The following is a 19,055-nucleotide window of genomic DNA, read 5'->3' on the forward strand; positions in this document are numbered from 1 at the left end:
CATTATACAAATGGTGCTAAAAAAGAAAATTATTTTTACTGAAGATTAGTTTTTGCAATAAATTGAAATGTACTTCAACTTCAATTAATTGCACACAAAAACGCTTCCAACGACTATTTTTTTAGGAATATATTTATATTTACATGATATATAAACAAATAAAATATATTTGTGGTGTAAATATTATTGTTCTTTTAATATGCGTCCATAAAAAAAGGGAGACTTTGAAGTCTCCCTCCTCGCATTTATTTCAGTAGCAACATATTTCTAAATATGCGCCTCACGCAATACTTTCTGCTCTGGCTGACGAATTGTCGTAGAAAGCGCCAATGACAGAATCAGCAGGGCGAAAATCACGTAGAAGGTCACATAGAAGCCGCCAAACAGTGAGGCGATAATCGAACCACAAATGCTACCGATACCGAAACCGAGGTAAATCACACCGTAGTTTTTCGCCAGGTTATTGAGGCCGAAGAACTCACTGACCAGTGACGGAAAGACGGTAATAGTGCCGCCAAAGTTAAATGCCACGCAGGCAATCGCTGCAAAGAACGTCACTGCATTTAATGGTGCAAACAGCAGGGCCGCCATACCCACCAGCGAAATCACCTGACCAATGGTGATAACACGGATACGGGCAATTTTGTCAGACAGTATCCCCAGCACCAGACGACCTGAAAGGTTAGCGATGGAAATAACCGTTACTGCATTGGCTGCGGAAACCACATCAAGGTGTGCCAGACTTTGGGCGATATCTTTCGCTACCCCAATCACGTACAGGCCGCTCATGCAGGCAGTCAGGAACATTACCGCTAACATCCAGTACTGCGGTTTACGCATCGACTCTGCCAGCGTGTAATCTTTCTCCACCACACCATTGCTGGTTTTCACTTCCTGTTTTGGTGCGTCTTTCATTAACGTTGCGCCGAAAACAATCATCACCAGCGCAATCGCTCCCCAAATCACAAATGTTTTTTCCAAACCCACCGTTTCGAGCAGCTGCGTGTCGATAAATTTGAAACCCAGGCTACCCAGACCATAAGAACCGATAGCGAACGCGGAGATCAGACCTTTACGCTCCGGGAACCACTTCACGCAGTTAGAGAGCGTCAGCAGGTAACCCGCGCCATCCGCCAGACCGACCAGCACACCGGCGCTTAACCACAGCATCATCAGGTTGTTGGAATGCGCGGTCAGGAAGAAGCCTAATCCCAGCAAAATGCCGGAAGCCATGGTGACGCGTTTAACGCCAAAACGTTCCTGCAATTTGCCCGCAACAGAAGACGAAATTGCCAGCCCCAGACTTAACAAGCCGAAAGAGAAAGCGACCTGGCTTACCGGCGCATCCAGCTTGGCAGAAAGCGCGCCATTAAACAGGCTCCAGGTATAAACCGACCCCAGTGCAAACTGGGTAATGATAGTACCGATGAGTGTCAGCCAGCGGGTACGCTGATAATTTGAAGGTGTCATGGCAGTATTCCTGCAGTAATAAAAAGGAAAAATCTCTGCCGACAACCATAACGAAGTGCATTTTATGCCTGGGGAAAAACGGCATGAAATGCCATCAGAACGGAATGAAATGCCTTAGTTCAGGAATGAATGACGCGACAATTATTCACCAAATTTATTATTTGGTAAGTTAGCACCCACTATCGCCACAACTGTTGTTATTCAATGGTTTCAATTGTGACTGTTACGTTAAAATCTGGCGCTAACCCCCATCGTATACAGATAGTCGCTATTATTAGTGGTATTTTCTGCCTGAGTTAGCGCGGCATAGGCGGCAATATTTTGATTGAGCAACATATCAGCGCCTACGGTGACATCCAGCCAGTTGCCGTTCTGGTTTGTCGCCGTCATCCGGCTCAGGCCTGATTGCGCCTTCCAGATATTCTCGCCAAATTGCTGGTTATAGCTGATTTGCGCCCAGGGTCGGAGATCGCCAAGCCGGGAGTCAACACGCCAGCCTAAGCTACTCACGCTGGCATGCCATAACGGATCGGTCAGCGTGGTAGTACTGTCGCCAAACTCGTTATACATCGAGGTGGTTGTGCCATCGTAATGTAATGCCGCGACCGGGCCGGTTGTAACCTGTTCATATAAAGGAAAATTCCAGCCCATACTCATACTGCTGGTCACATCCACAGGAGTTTCTTCCGCCAGATTGACTTCCAGTCCCAGCGCCCTTTGGCTACTTTGAATACGTTGCGACAAAATATCGTTGTAATCAGGTTGATGATCACTATCCCAGGTGTAACGCTCTGTGGAATGTCCGGGTTGCGTATCAACGATATATTCTTGTTGCCAGGCGTAAGCTGTGTTGAGAAAAAAGGCACTGATTACCACGCTCGCCAGCAGGCTTAGCTGCCAGCGACCACCGCTTTTTTTTATGATCATTAACACGACTCCAGGGAAGAGCCGAATTCGGCAATATTATTGTCATTGTATGAAGGATATCGGGCATAGTAGCCCTGTATTAAATATTGACTTTTTCACCGATGCGTCAAGAAAAGCGGCTGAAATTTTTACGATCGGGTACATAGCGAGGGAAAGTATGGAACGTTGCGGCTGGGTGAGTCAGGACCCGCTTTATATTGCCTACCATGATAATGAATGGGGCGTGCCTGAAACTGACAGTAAAAAACTGTTCGAAATGATCTGCCTTGAAGGGCAGCAGGCTGGGTTATCGTGGATCACCGTCCTCAAAAAACGCGAAAACTATCGCGCCTGCTTTCATCAGTTCGATCCGGTGAAGGTCGCAGCAATGCAGGAAGAGGATGTCGAAAGACTGGTACAGGACGCCGGGATTATCCGCCATCGAGGGAAAATTCAGGCAATTATTGGTAATGCGCGGGCGTACCTGCAAATGGAACAGAACGGCGAACCGTTTGCCGACTTTGTCTGGTCGTTTGTAAATCATCAGCCACAGGTGACACAAGCCACAACGTTGAGCGAAATTCCCACATCTACGTCCGCCTCCGACGCTCTATCTAAAGCCCTGAAAAAGCGTGGTTTTAAGTTTGTCGGCACCACAATCTGTTACTCCTTTATGCAGGCATGTGGGCTGGTGAATGATCATGTGGTTGGCTGCTGTTGCTATCCGGGAAATAAACCATGATTCGGGAAGCGCAACGTTCAGAACTCCCCGCGATCCTCGAACTGTGGCTGGAAAGTACAACCTGGGGGCATCCCTTTATAAAAGCGAATTACTGGCGTGACTGCATTCCGCTGGTGCGGGATGCCTATCTTGCCAACGCGCAAAACTGGGTCTGGGAAGAGGACGGTAAGCTTCTCGGTTTTGTCAGCATTATGGAAGGCCGATTTCTGGCAGCAATGTTTGTCGCACCGAAGGCCGTCAGACGCGGTATTGGTAAGGCGCTGATGCAGTATGTGCAGCAGCGCTATCCCCATCTGATGCTGGAGGTTTATCAAAAAAATCAACCGGCGATAGATTTTTACCGTGCGCAGGGTTTTCACATTGTCGATTGCGCATGGCAGGATGAAACCCAACTACCCACCTGGATTATGAGCTGGCCGGTGGTTCAAACGCTGTAAGTGTCAGTTCCGGACCGTTGTATTTTTCCAGCCATGCCAGCGCCGTATTACCCGCACAGCCATTCCCCAGCCGCGAGCTGGGGAGATCTTTGGTCAGCACGTTCACTGCGCCGTTTTTACAAATACCGTCAGCGGTTAAATCCAGATCCGGCCATGCCCCTTCGTGAATGCAAATCACGCCAGGTTTAATTCCCTCGCTAATGACCGCTCCGGCAAGGATCTGCCCACGGGAGTTCCACACCCGCACCATATCCCCTTCGGTTATGCCGCGCGCCTGAGCATCGTCAGGATGAATGGTGACAGGCTCACGGTTTGCTACCGCGTACAATTCGCGCAGAGAACTGTAATTCAGCTGGCTGTGCAGGCGGTGCGCCGGATGGGCAGAAAGTACCTGCAACTGTTCTGGTTCGGCATTGCCCTGCCATTCGTCCGGCTCCAGCCACATTGGATGCCCAGGGCAATCCGGGTAACCGTAATCGGCAATACGCTGTGAGAAGATTTCAATCTTGCCGCTGGCGGTTTTTAACGGATGCGCCAGCGGATCGCGGCAAAAATCAGCGAAGCGAATAAACCGCTCGCTGTCCGGGTTTTCCGGCATCTCAATTAACTGGTTGGCTTGCCAGAACTCAGCAAATGGCGGCAATTCAACCTGCTGGCTTGCCCCGCGCTGCCGGGCAACGTTATAAAACGTTTCCAGCCATTGCAGCTGACTTTTTCCTTCCGTAAACCGCGCATAGCCGCCCTTCTCCCAACGTTCACTCAACTCGGCAAAAACATCAAAATCATTACGCGCTTCATAGCGTGGCGGCACCACTTGCTTCATCGGCACCAGATGCTGATTACTGTAATCACCGGTCATGGTGAGATCATTACGCTCAAAAGAGGTAGTCGCAGGCAGAACGATATCCGCGTGTTTCGCCGCCGCCGTCCAGAAGCATTCAGAGATCACCACCAGCTCCGGTTTTTGCCAGGCACGGATCAGACGATTGGTATCCTGATGATGAGTAAAGTTGGCACCGCCCGCCCACCAGATAAAACGAATATCCGGGAAATGTCGGTTCATACCGTTGTGTTGATATGCGCCACCAGGGTTTTCCAGTGCTTCAACAATGCGGGCAACAGGGATTTTATCCACCGCATCGCAGCCACCCGGCAAGCTGCCCTGCATGGAAGAGAGCACCGCAGAACGCCGCGTGGGGTTACCACCATTGGCAAAATGATAAGAAAGACCAAAACCGCCGCCGGGTGTGCCGATTTGCCCCAACATTGCCGCCAGCGTGACGATCATCCAGTGTTTTTGCTCACCAAACTGTTGGCGCTGCATTCCCCAGCCAGCCATCAGCATGGTCGTGTTTTGGTGGAAAAGAGCCGCCAGCTCGCGGATTTTCGCTGCGTTAACCCCACAAATCTCTGCCGCCCATTCGGCGTTTTTCGCTATTCCGTCACTCTCGCCCAGCAAATAAGAGGCGAAGACGGCATAACCTGTGGTGCAACGCGTCAGAAACGCTTCGTCGTGCCAACCATTTTCCACCAGCGTATGGGCGATCCCCAGCATCAGCGCAACATCGGTGCCCATGTGCGGTGCCACCCACTCCATTTTATCGCCAAAGAAATCGACGGTTTCCGATCGCATTGGATCAATACAGATCAGCTTTTTCCCGCTGTCACGCAGTGCGGAAAAGTAAGAAAGCCCCTGCTCATCAGATGCATTCCACGCAATTTTCAGCGTATTGAGTGGGTTAGCACTCCACAACACCACGACATCGCTATGTTCCAGCACCAGCGGCCAACTGGTTTGCTGTTGATAAACTTCGCTACCACCCACGACATACGGCATGATCGCCTGTGCCGCGCCGGTCGAATAATCCCCCAGATGCCCGGTATAACCGCCTGCCAGCGCCATATAGCGTTGTAATAATGTCGAGGCCTTATGCAGCACGCCGTTTGAACGCCAGCCGTAGGAACCAGCAAAAATCGATGCCGGACCATAAGCCTCACGAATGCGTTTATGTTGTTGGTGAATAAGATCCAGCGCCTCATCCCAACTCACGCGAACAAATTCATCCTGCCCACGAATGCCTTGCGGATTTTCCGGTGACGCAAGAAAGCCTTTGCGCACCATTGGAAATCGTACCCGTGTATTGCTGTGAACCTGGTCGCGAACCGCGCTCTGCAAGGAGTTTTCCATTCCTGTGGCTAACGCGCCATGCGAGCTAAACACGGTTTCGCCGTCGGTTTCAACCAGCATGGGCCCCCAATGGGCGGCAGTCAGAACGGAATATCGTGAGGATGAGTTGGCCAAACCGAAAACTCCTGAAAGGTTAGATGTATTGAGCAGTTAAATATTACTTACAAATTTCCGAGTATTCCCAGGAATAATCTTCATGTTCACGCGGCATAATCTCCCGCCACGGAACCCGTGGCAAAGAATAAAAAGGTTATTAAGGATTAACAATGAAGAAACGTGTTTATCTTATTGCCGCCGTAGTGAGTGGCGCTCTGGCGGTATCTGGCTGCACAACTAACCCTTACACCGGCGAACGCGAAGCAGGTAAATCTGCTATCGGCGCAGGTCTGGGCTCTCTCGTGGGCGCGGGTATTGGTGCGCTCTCTTCTTCGAAGAAAGATCGCGGTAAAGGCGCGCTGATTGGCGCAGCAGCAGGCGCAGCTCTGGGCGGCGGCGTGGGTTATTACATGGATGTGCAGGAAGCGAAGCTGCGTGACAAAATGCGCGGCACTGGTGTTAGCGTAACCCGCAGCGGGGATAACATTATCCTCAATATGCCGAACAATGTGACCTTCGACAGCAGCAGCGCGACCCTGAAACCTGCGGGCGCTAACACCCTGACCGGCGTGGCAATGGTGCTGAAAGAGTATCCGAAAACGGCGGTTAACGTGATTGGTTATACCGACAGCACGGGTGGTCACGACCTGAACATGCGTCTCTCCCAGCAACGTGCGGATTCCGTTGCCAGCGCGTTGATCACCCAGGGCGTGGACGCCAGCCGCATCCGTACTCAGGGCCTTGGCCCGGCTAACCCAATCGCCAGCAACAGCACCGCAGAAGGTAAGGCGCAAAACCGCCGTGTAGAAATTACCTTAAGCCCGCTGTAATCCCTTTCATGCCAGGTGATGCAGAAATCACCTGGCATTCTTCAGTTTTCCTTCATCATATTTCAGGCTAAGGTGATCGCCTTATCAGTGAATGGAGAGAAGCATGAAGCCGTCCGTTATCCTCTACAAAGCCTTACCTGATGATTTACTGCAACGCCTGCAAGAGCATTTCACCGTTCACCAGGTGGCAAACCTCAGCCCACAAACCGTCGAACAAAATGCAGCAATTTTTGCCGAAGCTGAAGGTTTACTGGGTTCAAACGAGAATGTTGATGCCGCATTGCTGGAAAAAATGCCGAAACTGCGTGCCACATCAACGATCTCCGTCGGCTATGACAATTTTGATGTCGATGCGCTTACCGCCCGAAAAATTCTGCTGATGCACACGCCAACCGTATTAACAGAAACCGTCGCCGATACGCTGATGGCGCTGGTGTTGTCTACCGCTCGTCGGGTTGTGGAGGTAGCAGAACGGGTAAAAGCAGGCGAATGGACCGCGAGCATAGGCCCGGACTGGTACGGCACTGACGTTCACCATAAAACACTGGGCATTGTCGGGATGGGACGGATCGGTATGGCGCTGGCACAACGTGCGCACTTTGGCTTCAACATGCCCATCCTCTATAACGCGCGCCGCCACCATAAAGAAGCAGAAGAACGCTTCAACGCCCGCTACTGCGATTTGGATACTCTGTTACAAGAGTCAGATTTCGTTTGCCTGATCCTGCCGTTAACTGATGAGACGCATCATCTGTTTGGCGCAGAACAATTCGCCAAAATGAAATCCTCCGCCATTTTCATTAATGCCGGACGTGGCCCGGTGGTTGATGAAAATGCACTGATTGCTGCATTGCAGAAAGGCGAAATTCACGCCGCCGGGCTGGATGTCTTCGAACAAGAGCCACTGTCCGTAGATTCGCCGTTGCTCTCAATGGCCAACGTCGTCGCAGTACCGCATATTGGATCTGCCACCCATGAGACGCGTTATGGCATGGCCGCCTGTGCCGTGGATAATTTGATTGATGCGTTACAAGGAAAGGTTGAGAAGAACTGTGTGAATCCGCACGTCGCGGACTAAGCCGCGACTGCGTGAAGTAAAGCCCGATAATCGCTCGGGCTTTTACTCTTTATTGGGTTGCAGTAACTGCTGTAGTCCAGGCCTGATTAAACGCCTGATGTTGTGCCGGTAATGGCGCAATCAGTTTGTTATATTCACTTGCCTGCTGTGAAGTCGGGAACTGGATGCCATTTGCGACAAAGCTCACCTGAGTACCTTGCTGAGCAATGTAGTCTCCAACCATCACCAGTTGTTGCGTGAAAGTTTGTGCAGCCGGAATCAACGGTTGCAATGCATCAGCTGGCGTCGTTACCACTTTGGTGAATGCCTGATCAAAGACCGGTTTCAAATCATCGGTCTGTTTTAGCGCAGAGTGCGCAGCATCGGCCTGCAACTTCGCATTTTGCAGTTGTTGCGCCAGCACACCCAGCGAACCGTTCATTTCACGCAGCGGACCGCTTTGCGTAACGTAATCCTGCGGTACGCGAATTGCGTTAACGCTGTCTACGACCGGGCGCAGACCGGAATCCATCGCCTGATTCACCTGCTGAGAATAACCATACAGAATCGCGTAATCAGAGACAAAAGGACCAAACTGTTTTTTCTGATCGGCAGTCAGGGTTGGTAGACGTTCACCGCTACGCATCACTGTATTCTGCAGGAAGTCGATAAACGCTTTACGCTGATCGCCTTCTTTATCAAAACACCCACTCAGGCTAACTACCATTAATAACGCCGCAAGAGGCGCAAACCAGCGAGAGCAGGACTTTCCTGTCGCCATTTTCTTACTCCTTTCACCCAAAAAAAGCGCACAACGACACACGCGTGTCTGACGTGACAAGGATAGTCCAGGACAGGCTTGCAGGATACCCTTTCTACGTAATCTTCCTGGTAAAATCATGGAGAAAATGAAACAAGGTTAATTTGTTGTTTCATTGTTAAAAAATGATAGTGCCGTTGCCTTTTTTGTAGCCAGAGATTTACGCCTTCGCAGAAGGTTAGATTTTCGAAATCTTTACAAAACAGGAGTGGTAAGAGATATATCGGCATTTATCAGATCGTTAGGTGGCTATAAGTCACGCTAAATGACAGGCTGAATCGAATCATAGCCAGAGCATGCCCTGACTTCACCCCGCTGTGTCTGCTTTTCCCGACTATTCTTAATGAGCTTCGATGCAATTCACGATCCCGCAGTGTGATTTGAGGAGTTTTCAATGGAATATAAAGATCCAATGCATGAGCTGTTGAGCAGCCTGGAACAGATTGTTTTTAAAGATGAAACGCAGAAAATTACCCTGACGCACAGAACAACGTCCTGTACCGAAATTGAGCAGTTACGAAAAGGGACAGGGTTAAAAATCGATGATTTCGCCCGGGTTTTGGGCGTATCAGTCGCCATGGTAAAGGAATGGGAATCCAGACGCGTGAAGCCTTCAAGTGCCGAACTAAAATTGATGCGTTTGATTCAAGCCAACCCGGCATTAAGTAAGCAGTTGATGGAATAGACTTTTATCCACTTTATTGCTGTTTACGGTCCTGATGACAGGACCGTTTTCCAACCGATTAATCATAAATATGAAAAATAATTGTTGCATCACCCGCCAATGCGTGGCTTAATGCACATCAACGGTTTGACGTACAGACCATTAAAGCAGTGTAGTAAGGCAAGTCCCTTCAAGAGTTATCGTTGATACCCCTCGTAGTGCACATTCCTTTAACGCTTCAAAATCTGTAAAGCACGCCATATCGCCGAAAGGCACACTTAATTATTAAAGGTAATACACTATGTCCGGTAAAATGACTGGTATCGTAAAATGGTTCAACGCTGACAAAGGCTTCGGCTTCATCACTCCTGACGATGGCTCTAAAGACGTGTTCGTACACTTCTCTGCTATCCAGAACGATGGTTACAAATCTCTGGACGAAGGTCAGAAAGTGTCCTTCACCATCGAAAGCGGCGCTAAAGGCCCGGCAGCTGGTAACGTAACCAGCCTGTAATCTCTGCTTAAAAGCACAGAATCTAAGATCCCTGCCATTTGGCGGGGATTTTTTTATTTGTTTTTCAGGAAATAAATAATCGATCGCGTAATAAAATCTAGTATTATTTTTGTGAAAAATAAATTTGGGTGCAATGAGAATGCGCAACGCCGTAAGAAAGGCGGGAATAACTTCCCGCCGAAGACTCTAACTCTTTTAAATTGCAGGCTAAAAATGCCGCCAGCTCATAACTCCCCTGTTTAATATGCAATTCACACAGTGAATCTCTTATCATCCAGGTGAAAAATAAAAGCGTGAAACAAATCACTATTAAAGAAAGTAATCTATATTTCTGCGGCATTCCCAGCCCCCTGTGTTGATTTCCAACGAGTAAGAGGCTAACCTTATGGTGTTCAGGCATAGGGTAGCCTCACTTTGATTTATAGTCAGGTGGGGCTTTTCTCTGTCTGCCTTTCGGTGAATACCTGAGACAAACAGTCTCAAGCACCCGTGGCTATTCTAGCTTAATAAGTTTGTTTCTTCTCCTTGATATAATCCTAAAAAAACCTCATAAAATTAATATATGAGATAATCTTTATTCAGCAGAAGATTATTAAAGGTTGCTGTATTATTTAGCGATAATAAAAAAAGCCTGCCAGATGGCAGGCTTTTTAATAACGGCGTTATTACTGCAACAGCGAAATATCCGCAACGCGCAGGAACAGTTCGCGCAGTTTCTCCAGCATGGTCAGACGGTTGAGACGCAATTCTTTGTCATCAACCATGACCATCACTTTATCGAAGAAAGCATCAACCGGCTCACGCAGCTCTGCCAGTTCGACCAGCGCATCCTGGTAACGACCTTCCGCAAAGTACGGCTCCAGCTTGTCACGTAGCACCACAACCTGCATCGCCAGTTTAATTTCTTCCGGCTCTTTCAGGGTAGAGGCATTCACGCGGTCGCTCAGCACTTCGTCAGATTTCGCCAAAATGTTGGAGACACGCTTGTTCGCCGCCGCCAGTGCAGCAGCTGCTTCAAGGGTACGGAAGTGCGATACCGCTTTCATGCGGGCATCGAAATCAGCCGGACGAGTCGGACGACGCGCCAGTACCGCCTGGATGGTGTCAACGGTGTAACCTTCGTCCTGATACCAGGCGCGGAAGCGACCGAGCATAAAGTCGATAACATCATCAACCACGTTGGCGTTAGTCAGCTTATCGCCATACAGACGCACTGCTTCTTCGGTCAGCGTTTGCAGATCAAGGTTGAGGTTCTTCTCAACGATAATTCGCAGCACGCCAAGTGCGGCACGACGCAGCGCAAACGGGTCTTTGTCGCCTTTCGGATGCTGGCCGATACCGAAGATACCCGCCAGAGTATCCATCTTGTCAGCAATCGCCAGCGCACAGGCTACCGGGTTAGACGGCAGGTCATCACCGGCAAAGCGCGGCTGATACTGCTCATTCAGCGCCACCGCGACATCTTCCGCTTCGCCATCGTGACGCGCATAGTGCATCCCCATAACGCCCTGGGTGTCGGTGAACTCGAAGACCATGTTGGTCATCAGGTCACACTTAGACAGCAGGCCCGCACGGGTTGCGTGGTTAACGTCAGCGCCAATCTGTTCAGCAATCCAGCCAGCCAGCGCCTGGATGCGGTCAGTTTTGTCACGCAGCGTACCCAGCTGTTGCTGGAACAGCACGGTTTGCAGGCGCGGCAGGTTATCTTCCAGACGTTTTTTACGGTCGGTGTTGAAGAAGAACTCGGCATCCGCCAGACGCGGACGAACGACTTTCTCGTTACCGGAGATAATCTGCTGCGGATCTTTCGATTCGATGTTGGCAACGAAGATAAAGTTCGGCAGCAGTTTGCCGTCGTTCGCATACACCGGGAAGTATTTCTGGTCACCTTTCATGGTGTAAACCAGCGCTTCAGCCGGCACCGCGAGGAATTTCTCTTCGAATTTTGCGGTCAGAACGACCGGCCACTCCACCAGCGAAGCCACTTCTTCCAGCAGGCTTTCGCTTAAGTCAGCGTTACCGCCAATCTTACGCGCTGCTTCTTCGGCATCGGCTTTAATCTTCGCTTTACGTTCTTCGTAATCGGCGATGACTTTCCCGCGCTCACGCAGAATTTCCGGATACTGATCGGCGTTGTCGATGGTGAATTCCGGTTCGCCCATAAAGCGGTGGCCGCGAATCACGCGATCGGACTGAATGCCCAGAATGGTTGCCGGAATGACTTTGTCGCCCAGCAGCAGGGTCACGGTGTGCACCGGACGCACGAAGTGCACGTCGCTTGCGCCCCAACGCATCAGTTTCGGGATCGGCAGTTTCGCCAGAGAAGTCGCAACCATATTCGGCAGCAGTGCTTCGGTGCTTTCGCCCTTCACATGGGCGCGATACAGCAGCCATTCGCCTTTATCGGTAGTCAGACGCTCAGCCTGGTCAACGGTAATACCGCAACCACGCGCCCAACCTTCTGCTGCTTTGCTCGGTTTGCCTTCAGCGTCGAACGCCTGGGCAATCGCCGGGCCGCGTTTTTCGATTTCACGATCCGGTTGCGCTTCCGCCAGGTTAGCTACTTTCAGCGCCAGACGACGCGGAGCAGCAAACCATTGAACGGTGCCGTGTGCGAGGCCAGCGTTATCCAGCTCCGCAGTAAAATTCGCAGCAAAGGACTCAGCCAGGCTGCGCAGTGCTTTTGGTGGCAGCTCTTCAGTGCCGATTTCCACCAGAAAAGTTTTCTCAGACATAGCCGCCTCTTACTTATCTTTGTTGCACATCGGGAAGCCGAGGGCTTCACGGGAAGCGTAGTATGCTTCTGCCACTGCTTTGGTCAGGGTGCGAATGCGCAGAATGTAGCGCTGACGCTCGGTGACGGAGATGGCTTTACGCGCATCCAGCAGGTTGAAGCTGTGGGCGGCTTTCAGAATACGCTCGTAGGCTGGCAGCGGCAGCGGATTTTCCAGCGCCAGCAGCTGCTGCGCTTCTTTCTCGTACTGCTCAAAGCAGGTGAACAGGAAGTCCACATCCGCGTATTCGAAGTTGTAAGTGGACTGCTCCACTTCGTTCTGATGGAACACGTCGCCGTAGGTGGTTTTACCCAGCGGGCCGTCGCTCCAGACCAGGTCGTAAACGCTGTCTACGCCCTGAATGTACATGGCCAGACGTTCCAGACCGTAGGTGATCTCGCCGGTAACCGGTTTACACTCCAGACCACCAACCTGCTGGAAGTAAGTGAACTGCGTCACTTCCATGCCGTTTAGCCACACTTCCCAGCCCAGTCCCCAGGCACCCAGAGTCGGGTTTTCCCAGTTATCTTCCACGAAACGGATGTCGTGAATAGTCGGGTCCATGCCCAGCTCTTTCAGAGAACCGAGGTACAGCTCCTGAATATTGTCCGGCGATGGCTTAATGACCACCTGAAACTGATAGTAGTGCTGTAAACGGTTGGGGTTTTCGCCGTAGCGACCATCGGTCGGGCGACGAGAAGGCTGAACATAAGCAGCCGCCATCGGTTCTGGCCCCAGCGCGCGCAGACAGGTCATTGGGTGAGAGGTTCCCGCGCCGACTTCCATGTCCAATGGTTGAACAATGGTGCAGCCCTGGCGAGCCCAGTAATCCTGTAAGGTCAGGATCAAGCCCTGGAAGGTCCTGGTATCAAACTTTTGCATATTATTTCGTGCTGGATACGTGTGGATTTAAAGGAAGGGATCAGTATACCCGCTGGATGGAAGATATACAGTACGAAACGGGAAAAAGCAGGGCTTAACGCATGGAAAGATGCAAAAAATGGCCATCCGCGTCAAAAGAACAGACAAACTGCTCTTTACGGAAGGTATAACCGCGCATTTCATAGCTTCCCTGGAACTGTTCGAAGGCGGTGACGTCGATTTTTTGCTCGCCGGTGTTATAACGTTTTGCCGCCTGATCCTTGCATAACGCTTCCATATTCAACGAACGCAGAGGATCAACCTTTACCCGTTGTGCTTTCTGCACGGGTGACGGTGTAGAACAACCCACTAGCACCATAAGCGCCATTGCCGGAAAGAAAGCGTTCATCATCATTAAATTACCGTCTGGTTTGCAGGTGAGTCTTATTATTTATATCGGTATAGTGGCTGATATCTTACGAATTTCCTTAAGCCTCTATAAGCTGTAGTGATAAAACTCAGATTATTCCAGTGCGCCAACTGAATGATTTATCGGTCAGACTTTTTTTAACCAGATACAGAGACACAGATGCAGCCCAAAATTTACTGGATTGATAACCTGCGAGGGATAGCGTGTTTAATGGTGGTGATGATTCACACCACTACCTGGTATGTGACCAATGCTCATAGTGTTAGCCCCGTCACCTGGGATATCGCCAATGTTCTGAATTCTGCCTCTCGTGTCAGCGTGCCGCTATTTTTCATGATATCCGGCTATCTCTTTTTTGGCGAACGCAGCGCCCAGCCGCGCCATTTCTTGCGTATCGGCTTATGCCTGATTTTTTATAGCGCAATCGCACTGCTCTACATTGCGCTGTTTACCTCCATCAATATGGAGTTAGCGCTGAAAAACCTGCTGCAAAAGCCAGTGTTTTACCACTTGTGGTTTTTCTTCGCGATTGCGGTGATTTATCTGGTTTCACCGCTGATTCAGGTGAAGAACGTCGGCGGAAAAATGTTGCTGGTGCTAATGGTGGTGATTGGCATTATCGCTAACCCAAACACAGTGCCGCAGAAAATTGACGGTTTTGAATGGCTGCCAATTAACTTATATATCAATGGCGATACTTTTTACTACATTCTGTATGGCATGTTGGGCCGCGCTATAGGGATGATGGACACACAGCATAAAGCACTGTCGTGGGTGAGCGCCGCGCTGTTTGCGACGGGGGTTTTTATTATCTCTCGCGGGACATTATATGAATTGCAGTGGCGCGGAAATTTTGCCGATACCTGGTATCTTTACTGTGGGCCGATGGTTTTTATCTGCGCAATCGCGCTATTGACTCTGGTTAAAAACACGCTGGATACGCGTACCATTCGCGGACTTGGCTTAATCTCCCGCCATTCATTGGGTATATACGGATTCCACGCCTTGATTATCCATGCGCTGCGCACCCGGGGAATTGAGCTTAAAAATTGGCCAATACTGGATATTATTTGGATCTTTTGCGCGACGTTGGCAGCGAGTTTGTTACTTTCTATGCTGGTACAACGAATCGACAGAAACAGATTAGTGAGTTAAGTAAAAGCCCGTTCACATTGGACTGACCGGGCTTACGTGAATTATTCGCTGTATTCTTCCTGGGTAACCTGTGTTTCTTTTGGCGGGTTTATTCCGGTATCACGAATATTCTTCTGCACCGCTACTGCACCAAACAAGCTTAAGAAGAAAGCCAGTCCATAAAAACCTTTTTCACTGAGTAATAATGTCGCATTCCACAGACCTACCATCAGTAATGCAACAGAGATAATAAAGACAGTCAGGCAGGTCATATAATAAATGGAAGTGGTCGGTATGCCTTCATACTTGTCCCGAACGGTCTTTTGATAAGACGCAGCAGAAAACAGTCCTAACACCAGTACGGCAAAATAATACCCTTTTTCATTTAACTGCATCTCTGCATTCCATAGCCCTAACAGATAGGTAACGATACCACCAACGAGAGCTATCCATGACACAATACTAAAGGCCGGTGAATAGGTTGATATTTTGTTGTCCATCACAGTATTCCTTTCATTCCTGAATGTGTAAGAGCTTTATGTTGCTCATACCGAGCGAAACAAACGCATTTGACCAAACAAGCAGACAAAAAAGGCGATGGGGTAGATCACCATTTCATAAGCATTGATAGGTGCATTTAAAACACCGATAAACAAGAGACCGATAGTGATTAACGCAACTAACTGGCAGATATGGGTAAAAAAATTATCCAGTTGCCCGAGTTTTTCTGCGCGAAGATATGCATAGTTACCAAAAGTTGCTGTCATTAACACGCCAAGAAAATAGCCTTTTCCACTTAGCAATGGGCATGAGATCCATAGCCCAACCAGATAAACCAGCGCCCCGACAACAAATAATAGTTTTGCCACAGTTTTTGAGGTTTTCATAACGATCTCCATATCTACCAGCGATACATTACGAGTAACCAACGAAAGACAAAACTGAAAAATGCCATTAACAAATGATTTTCAGAATAAATTCATACTAAATATTAATTAATTAGTGAGATATATAGATGTGAATTATCCCCCACCCGGTCAGGCAGGGGATAACGTTTACGCCATTAATGGCAGAAGTTGCTGATAGAGGCGACGGAACGTTTCACGTCGTGGCTGATAAGCGGCATAACGCTGCGCATCTGGTAGATGCGACTGTTCTAACGGTAGCTGCGGCAACAACTCAATGAGCGATTTCTCTGGATTCGCCGCAATCTGCGCCAGCCTTGCTGCGCCCAGTGCTGGCCCCACATCCCCCCCCGTACGGTAATCGAGCTGCTGACCGCTGATATCCGCCAGCATCTGACGCCAGTACTCACTACGCGCCCCGCCACCAATCAACGTAACACTTTGCGGTTTAATGCCGCAGGCATGCACGACATCCATGCCATCTGCCAGCGCATAACCCACGCCTTCCAGCACTGCTCGCGCCAGTTCATTGGGGCCATGTTGATGAGTCAAACCAAAGAAAACCCCCTTCGCCTGGGGATTATTGTGTGGTGTACGCTCGCCGGAAAGATAAGGCAGAAACCAAACTGGCTCGGCACTTTCATCAGCCTGTTGAGCTGCAGCGATTAAAGCTGGGACATTGCACAGGCCGGTTAATTTCGCGACCCAATCCAGACACGATGCTGCACTCAGCATTACAGACATTAAATGCCAACGCTGCGGTAGCGCATGGCAAAAGCTGTGTACAGCGCTTTCTGGCTTGCTTAAGAACCCTTCGCTGACAGCAAAATAGACCCCCGACGTCCCCAGCGATAACATTGCCTGATTAGCATCAACCATTCCCACACCAACTGCACCAGCTGCATTGTCGCCACCGCCTGCGACAACTGGCACCGTCGCCATACCCCACGCTTTCGCAACTTCAGGTAACAAAGCACCAGTAATTTCGCTGCCTTCATATAATGCGGGCATCTGGTCACGAGATAAGTCGCAAGCCTGCAGCATGACGTCACTCCAGTCACGCTTTGCGACATCCAGCCACATGGTGCCAGCTGCGTCAGACATATCGCTGGCAAACTCCCCCGTCATACGCAGACGCAAGTAATCTTTCGGTAATAATACTTTGTCGATTTGACGGAATATCTCCGGCTCATGCCGCTGAACCCATAGCAATTTAGGCGCAGTAAATCCGGGCATCATCAGGTTGCCGGTAATCACTCGTGATTGCGGAACTCTCGCTTCCAGCAAAGTGCACTCTTGCGCACAGCGCCCGTCGTTCCACAAAATGGCAGGGCGCAATACCCGTTGTTGAGCATCCAGTAAGGTTGCTCCATGCATCTGGCCGGCAATACCCAATGCTTTAACGTCCTGCAGAGAATGCTGATCGCCCAGAGCTTTCATTGCGCGATCAGTTGCCTGCCACCACTGTTCCGGGTCTTGTTCCGACCAGAGTGGATGCGGGCGCGAAACGGTCAGCTTTTCCGTTTGCGAAGCAACCACCTCACCCTGCTCGTTGAGCAAAATAACTTTTACGCCCGAGGTGCCAAGATCTATCCCGATATACATATCGATCGTTCCTTAAAAAAATGCCCGGTATCGCTACCGATAACCGGGCCAACGGACTGCACAGTTAGCCGTTATTTGTCGAACAGATAATGATTTACCAGATTTTCCAGTTGCTCCTGGCGACCACTCTGATGCACCGGAGACAAATTATGTTCCTGAGCATATTTGGCTAAATCTGCCAGTGACATTTGGCCTTTCAGGATTTGCTGGCCCAATTCGCTATTCCAGCCGGAATAACGCTGCGCGATGCGTTTATCCAGCTCGCCATCTTCAATCATGCGCGCTGCAATTTTCAGCGCCAGTGCCATCGTATCCATCGCGCCGATATGACCGTAAAACAGATCATATTTATCAGTACTTTGACGACGTACTTTGGCATCGAAGTTCAAACCACCGGTGGTGAAACCGCCTGCTTTGAGAATTTCATACATCACCAGCGCATTCTCTTCCACACTGTTCGGGAACTGGTCGGTGTCCCAGCCCAGTTGCGCATCGCCACGGTTGGCGTCGACAGAACCGAACAGGCCAAGCGCAATGGCGGTGGCTATTTCATGATGGAAAGAGTGACCTGCCAGCGTCGCGTGGTTAGCTTCAATGTTCAGTTTAATCTCTTTTTCCAGACCAAACTGTTTCAGGAAGCCATAGACCGTCGCGGCATCGTAATCATATTGATGTTTAGTCGGTTCTTGCGGTTTCGGTTCGATAAGCAACGTGCCCTGGAAGCCGATTTTATGTTTATGCTCAACCACCATCTGCATAAAGCGGCCCAGTTGTTCACGCTCCTGACGCAAGTCGGTATTTAACAGCGTTTCGTAACCTTCACGACCACCCCACAGGACATAGTTTTCACCGCCCAATTTATGGGTTGCTTCCATCGCTGTAACAACTTGCGTTGCCGCCCAGCTGAAGACTTCAGGATCTGGGTTCGTCGCCGCACCCGCGCCGTAGCGAGGGTTTGTAAAGCAGTTGGCGGTTCCCCACAGCAGCTTCACGCCGCTCTCTTCTTGCTTGCCTGCCAGGACATCAACCATTTGCGCAAAATTATTGATGTACTCTTTTAACGACGCGCCCTCAGGGGAAACATCCACATCGTGGAAGCAATAAAATGGCACATGTAACTTGTGGAAAAACTCAAATGCGACATCTGCTTTACGCTTCGCCAACGCCAGTGCCTCACCAGGCTGCTGCCACGGACGATTAAACGCCCCCACACCAAACATGTCCGCCCCGTTCCAGCAGAAGGTGTGCCAGTAGCAGGCGGCAAAACGCAAGTGCTCTTCCATACGCTTACCCAACACCAGTTCGTCGGGATTGTAGTGACGGAATGCTAACGGGTTTGAGGATTTTGAGCCTTCATAACGAACGCGATCGAGCTGGTCAAAATAGGCTTGCATATTGAACTCCATAATCAGGTAATGCCGCGGGTGATGGATGATGTCGTAATATTGGGCACTCCCTTTCAGTTGCTCAATTATGTTATTTCACACTGCTATTGAGATAATTCACAAGTGTGCGCTCGCTCGCAAAATAAAATGGGATGATGAAACTGGGTAATTCCTCGAAGATAAAAATGCAATAAGTACAATTGCGCAACAAAAGTAAGATCTCGGTCATAAATCAAG

The 19,055-nt window shown here is 49.9% G+C and carries 18 protein-coding genes and 1 pseudogene; 7 read left to right on the forward strand and 12 right to left on the reverse strand.

Translation table 11 applies throughout. The features are described from left to right. Positions 1 to 267: 267 nt before the first annotated feature. Together QZF50_RS06215 and QZF50_RS06220 are read right to left on the reverse strand one after the other, a co-directional pair. On the reverse strand, positions 268 to 1,470 hold the full coding sequence (locus tag QZF50_RS06215; protein WP_000189036.1) for an MFS transporter: 1,203 nt from the start codon (positions 1,468 to 1,470) through the stop codon (positions 268 to 270). Positions 1,471 to 1,698: 228 nt separating this feature from the next. Further along, positions 1,699 to 2,397, reverse strand: a complete 699-nt coding sequence (locus tag QZF50_RS06220; RefSeq protein ID WP_001296791.1) for an autotransporter outer membrane beta-barrel domain-containing protein — start codon at positions 2,395 to 2,397, stop codon at positions 1,699 to 1,701. 157 nt (positions 2,398 to 2,554) lie between these two features. On the opposite strand from QZF50_RS06220, the gene tag reads away from it, so the two are divergent. Continuing rightward, positions 2,555 to 3,118: a DNA-3-methyladenine glycosylase I gene (gene tag, locus QZF50_RS06225; RefSeq protein ID WP_000438953.1), complete on the forward strand. Its 564-nt coding sequence runs from the start codon at positions 2,555 to 2,557 to the stop codon at positions 3,116 to 3,118. Continuing rightward, positions 3,115 to 3,555 (forward strand): N-acetyltransferase, encoded by a 441-nt coding sequence (locus tag QZF50_RS06230; protein ID WP_000617478.1) that lies wholly within the window; start codon positions 3,115 to 3,117, stop codon positions 3,553 to 3,555. The genes tag and QZF50_RS06230 overlap by 4 nt, the downstream gene beginning before the upstream one ends. On the opposite strand, the gene bisC is transcribed toward QZF50_RS06230, so the two are convergent. Continuing rightward, on the reverse strand, positions 3,524 to 5,857 hold the full coding sequence (gene bisC, locus QZF50_RS06235; protein ID WP_000013916.1) for a biotin sulfoxide reductase: 2,334 nt from the start codon (positions 5,855 to 5,857) through the stop codon (positions 3,524 to 3,526). The two genes, QZF50_RS06230 and bisC, sit on opposite strands and share 32 nt — an antisense overlap. 152 nt (positions 5,858 to 6,009) lie before the next feature. Between bisC and QZF50_RS06240 the strand changes: the two genes are divergently transcribed. Both QZF50_RS06240 and ghrB read left to right on the forward strand, forming a co-directional pair. Continuing rightward, entirely contained in the window at positions 6,010 to 6,669 is a 660-nt protein-coding gene (locus tag QZF50_RS06240; RefSeq protein WP_000747625.1) for an OmpA family lipoprotein, read from the forward strand. 103 nt (positions 6,670 to 6,772) lie between these two features. After that, positions 6,773 to 7,747: a glyoxylate/hydroxypyruvate reductase GhrB gene (gene ghrB / locus QZF50_RS06245; protein ID WP_000805027.1), complete on the forward strand. Its 975-nt coding sequence runs from the start codon at positions 6,773 to 6,775 to the stop codon at positions 7,745 to 7,747. Positions 7,748 to 7,796: 49 nt separating this feature from the next. Here ghrB and QZF50_RS06250 read toward each other — a convergent pair whose 3' ends face one another. Next, a complete protein-coding gene (locus tag QZF50_RS06250; RefSeq protein ID WP_000190517.1) occupies positions 7,797 to 8,507 on the reverse strand; it encodes a DUF3053 domain-containing protein in 711 nt (236 codons plus the stop codon). Between the two features lie 433 nt (positions 8,508 to 8,940). On the opposite strand from QZF50_RS06250, the gene QZF50_RS06255 reads away from it, so the two are divergent. Then, a complete protein-coding gene (locus tag QZF50_RS06255) occupies positions 8,941 to 9,231 on the forward strand; it encodes an HTH-type transcriptional regulator (RefSeq protein ID WP_000455798.1) in 291 nt (96 codons plus the stop codon). A gap of 280 nt (positions 9,232 to 9,511) precedes the next feature. Then, complete coding sequence (cspA, locus tag QZF50_RS06260) at positions 9,512 to 9,724, forward strand: RNA chaperone/antiterminator CspA (RefSeq protein ID WP_000014594.1); 213 nt, start codon at positions 9,512 to 9,514, stop codon at positions 9,722 to 9,724. 190 nt (positions 9,725 to 9,914) lie between these two features. Here cspA and hokA read toward each other — a convergent pair. The 4 genes and pseudogenes from hokA to QZF50_RS06280 form a co-directional block, all read right to left on the reverse strand. After that, a pseudogene (gene hokA, locus QZF50_RS06265) lies at positions 9,915 to 10,064 on the reverse strand (type I toxin-antitoxin system toxin HokA); the annotation flags it as partial. Between the two features lie 325 nt (positions 10,065 to 10,389). Continuing rightward, positions 10,390 to 12,459: a glycine--tRNA ligase subunit beta gene (gene glyS, locus QZF50_RS06270; protein ID WP_001291774.1), complete on the reverse strand. Its 2,070-nt coding sequence runs from the start codon at positions 12,457 to 12,459 to the stop codon at positions 10,390 to 10,392. A 9-nt stretch (positions 12,460 to 12,468) separates the two neighbouring features. Then, positions 12,469 to 13,380: a glycine--tRNA ligase subunit alpha gene (glyQ, locus tag QZF50_RS06275; protein WP_001168544.1), complete on the reverse strand. Its 912-nt coding sequence runs from the start codon at positions 13,378 to 13,380 to the stop codon at positions 12,469 to 12,471. 94 nt (positions 13,381 to 13,474) lie between these two features. After that, complete coding sequence (locus QZF50_RS06280; RefSeq protein ID WP_000980111.1) at positions 13,475 to 13,774, reverse strand: YsaB family lipoprotein; 300 nt, start codon at positions 13,772 to 13,774, stop codon at positions 13,475 to 13,477. Between the two features lie 174 nt (positions 13,775 to 13,948). Between QZF50_RS06280 and wecH the strand changes: the two genes are divergently transcribed. Further along, positions 13,949 to 14,944: an O-acetyltransferase WecH gene (gene wecH / locus QZF50_RS06285; protein ID WP_001182653.1), complete on the forward strand. Its 996-nt coding sequence runs from the start codon at positions 13,949 to 13,951 to the stop codon at positions 14,942 to 14,944. A 41-nt stretch (positions 14,945 to 14,985) separates the two neighbouring features. On the opposite strand, the gene yiaA is transcribed toward wecH, so the two are convergent. The 4 genes from yiaA to xylA form a co-directional block, all read right to left on the reverse strand. Next, positions 14,986 to 15,423 carry an inner membrane protein YiaA gene (gene yiaA, locus QZF50_RS06290; protein ID WP_001298726.1) on the reverse strand — a complete coding sequence of 146 codons (438 nt, stop codon included), beginning with the start codon at positions 15,421 to 15,423 and terminating at the stop codon, positions 14,986 to 14,988. A 45-nt stretch (positions 15,424 to 15,468) separates the two neighbouring features. Beyond that, positions 15,469 to 15,810: an inner membrane protein YiaB gene (gene yiaB, locus QZF50_RS06295; RefSeq protein WP_000858193.1), complete on the reverse strand. Its 342-nt coding sequence runs from the start codon at positions 15,808 to 15,810 to the stop codon at positions 15,469 to 15,471. 168 nt (positions 15,811 to 15,978) lie between these two features. Next, on the reverse strand, positions 15,979 to 17,433 hold the full coding sequence (gene xylB, locus QZF50_RS06300; RefSeq protein ID WP_000275386.1) for a xylulokinase: 1,455 nt from the start codon (positions 17,431 to 17,433) through the stop codon (positions 15,979 to 15,981). Positions 17,434 to 17,504: 71 nt separating this feature from the next. Next, positions 17,505 to 18,827, reverse strand: a complete 1,323-nt coding sequence (gene xylA, locus QZF50_RS06305; RefSeq protein ID WP_001149592.1) for a xylose isomerase — start codon at positions 18,825 to 18,827, stop codon at positions 17,505 to 17,507. Between the last annotated feature and the right edge of the window lie 228 nt (positions 18,828 to 19,055).

Origin of the sequence: uncultured Escherichia sp., from assembly GCF_948475835.1 — a bacterium.
Lineage (GTDB): Bacteria > Pseudomonadota > Gammaproteobacteria > Enterobacterales > Enterobacteriaceae > ECMA0423.

Bases quoted from the DNA above. Each gene is read 5' to 3' on its own strand.
- QZF50_RS06215 (WP_000189036.1), bottom strand. From the start codon at position 1,470: ATGACACCTTCAAATTATCAGCGTACCCGCTGGCTGACACTCATCGGT.
- QZF50_RS06220 (WP_001296791.1), bottom strand. From the start codon at position 2,397: ATGATCATAAAAAAAAGCGGTGGTCGCTGGCAGCTAAGCCTGCTGGCG.
- tag (WP_000438953.1), top strand. From the start codon at position 2,555: ATGGAACGTTGCGGCTGGGTGAGTCAGGACCCGCTTTATATTGCCTAC.
- QZF50_RS06230 (WP_000617478.1), top strand. From the start codon at position 3,115: ATGATTCGGGAAGCGCAACGTTCAGAACTCCCCGCGATCCTCGAACTG.
- QZF50_RS06240 (WP_000747625.1), top strand. From the start codon at position 6,010: ATGAAGAAACGTGTTTATCTTATTGCCGCCGTAGTGAGTGGCGCTCTG.
- ghrB (WP_000805027.1), top strand. From the start codon at position 6,773: ATGAAGCCGTCCGTTATCCTCTACAAAGCCTTACCTGATGATTTACTG.
- QZF50_RS06250 (WP_000190517.1), bottom strand. From the start codon at position 8,507: ATGGCGACAGGAAAGTCCTGCTCTCGCTGGTTTGCGCCTCTTGCGGCG.
- QZF50_RS06255 (WP_000455798.1), top strand. From the start codon at position 8,941: ATGGAATATAAAGATCCAATGCATGAGCTGTTGAGCAGCCTGGAACAG.
- cspA (WP_000014594.1), top strand. From the start codon at position 9,512: ATGTCCGGTAAAATGACTGGTATCGTAAAATGGTTCAACGCTGACAAA.
- glyS (WP_001291774.1), bottom strand. From the start codon at position 12,459: ATGTCTGAGAAAACTTTTCTGGTGGAAATCGGCACTGAAGAGCTGCCA.
- glyQ (WP_001168544.1), bottom strand. From the start codon at position 13,380: ATGCAAAAGTTTGATACCAGGACCTTCCAGGGCTTGATCCTGACCTTA.
- QZF50_RS06280 (WP_000980111.1), bottom strand. From the start codon at position 13,774: ATGATGATGAACGCTTTCTTTCCGGCAATGGCGCTTATGGTGCTAGTG.
- wecH (WP_001182653.1), top strand. From the start codon at position 13,949: ATGCAGCCCAAAATTTACTGGATTGATAACCTGCGAGGGATAGCGTGT.
- yiaA (WP_001298726.1), bottom strand. From the start codon at position 15,423: ATGGACAACAAAATATCAACCTATTCACCGGCCTTTAGTATTGTGTCA.
- yiaB (WP_000858193.1), bottom strand. From the start codon at position 15,810: ATGAAAACCTCAAAAACTGTGGCAAAACTATTATTTGTTGTCGGGGCG.
- xylB (WP_000275386.1), bottom strand. From the start codon at position 17,433: ATGTATATCGGGATAGATCTTGGCACCTCGGGCGTAAAAGTTATTTTG.
- xylA (WP_001149592.1), bottom strand. From the start codon at position 18,827: ATGCAAGCCTATTTTGACCAGCTCGATCGCGTTCGTTATGAAGGCTCA.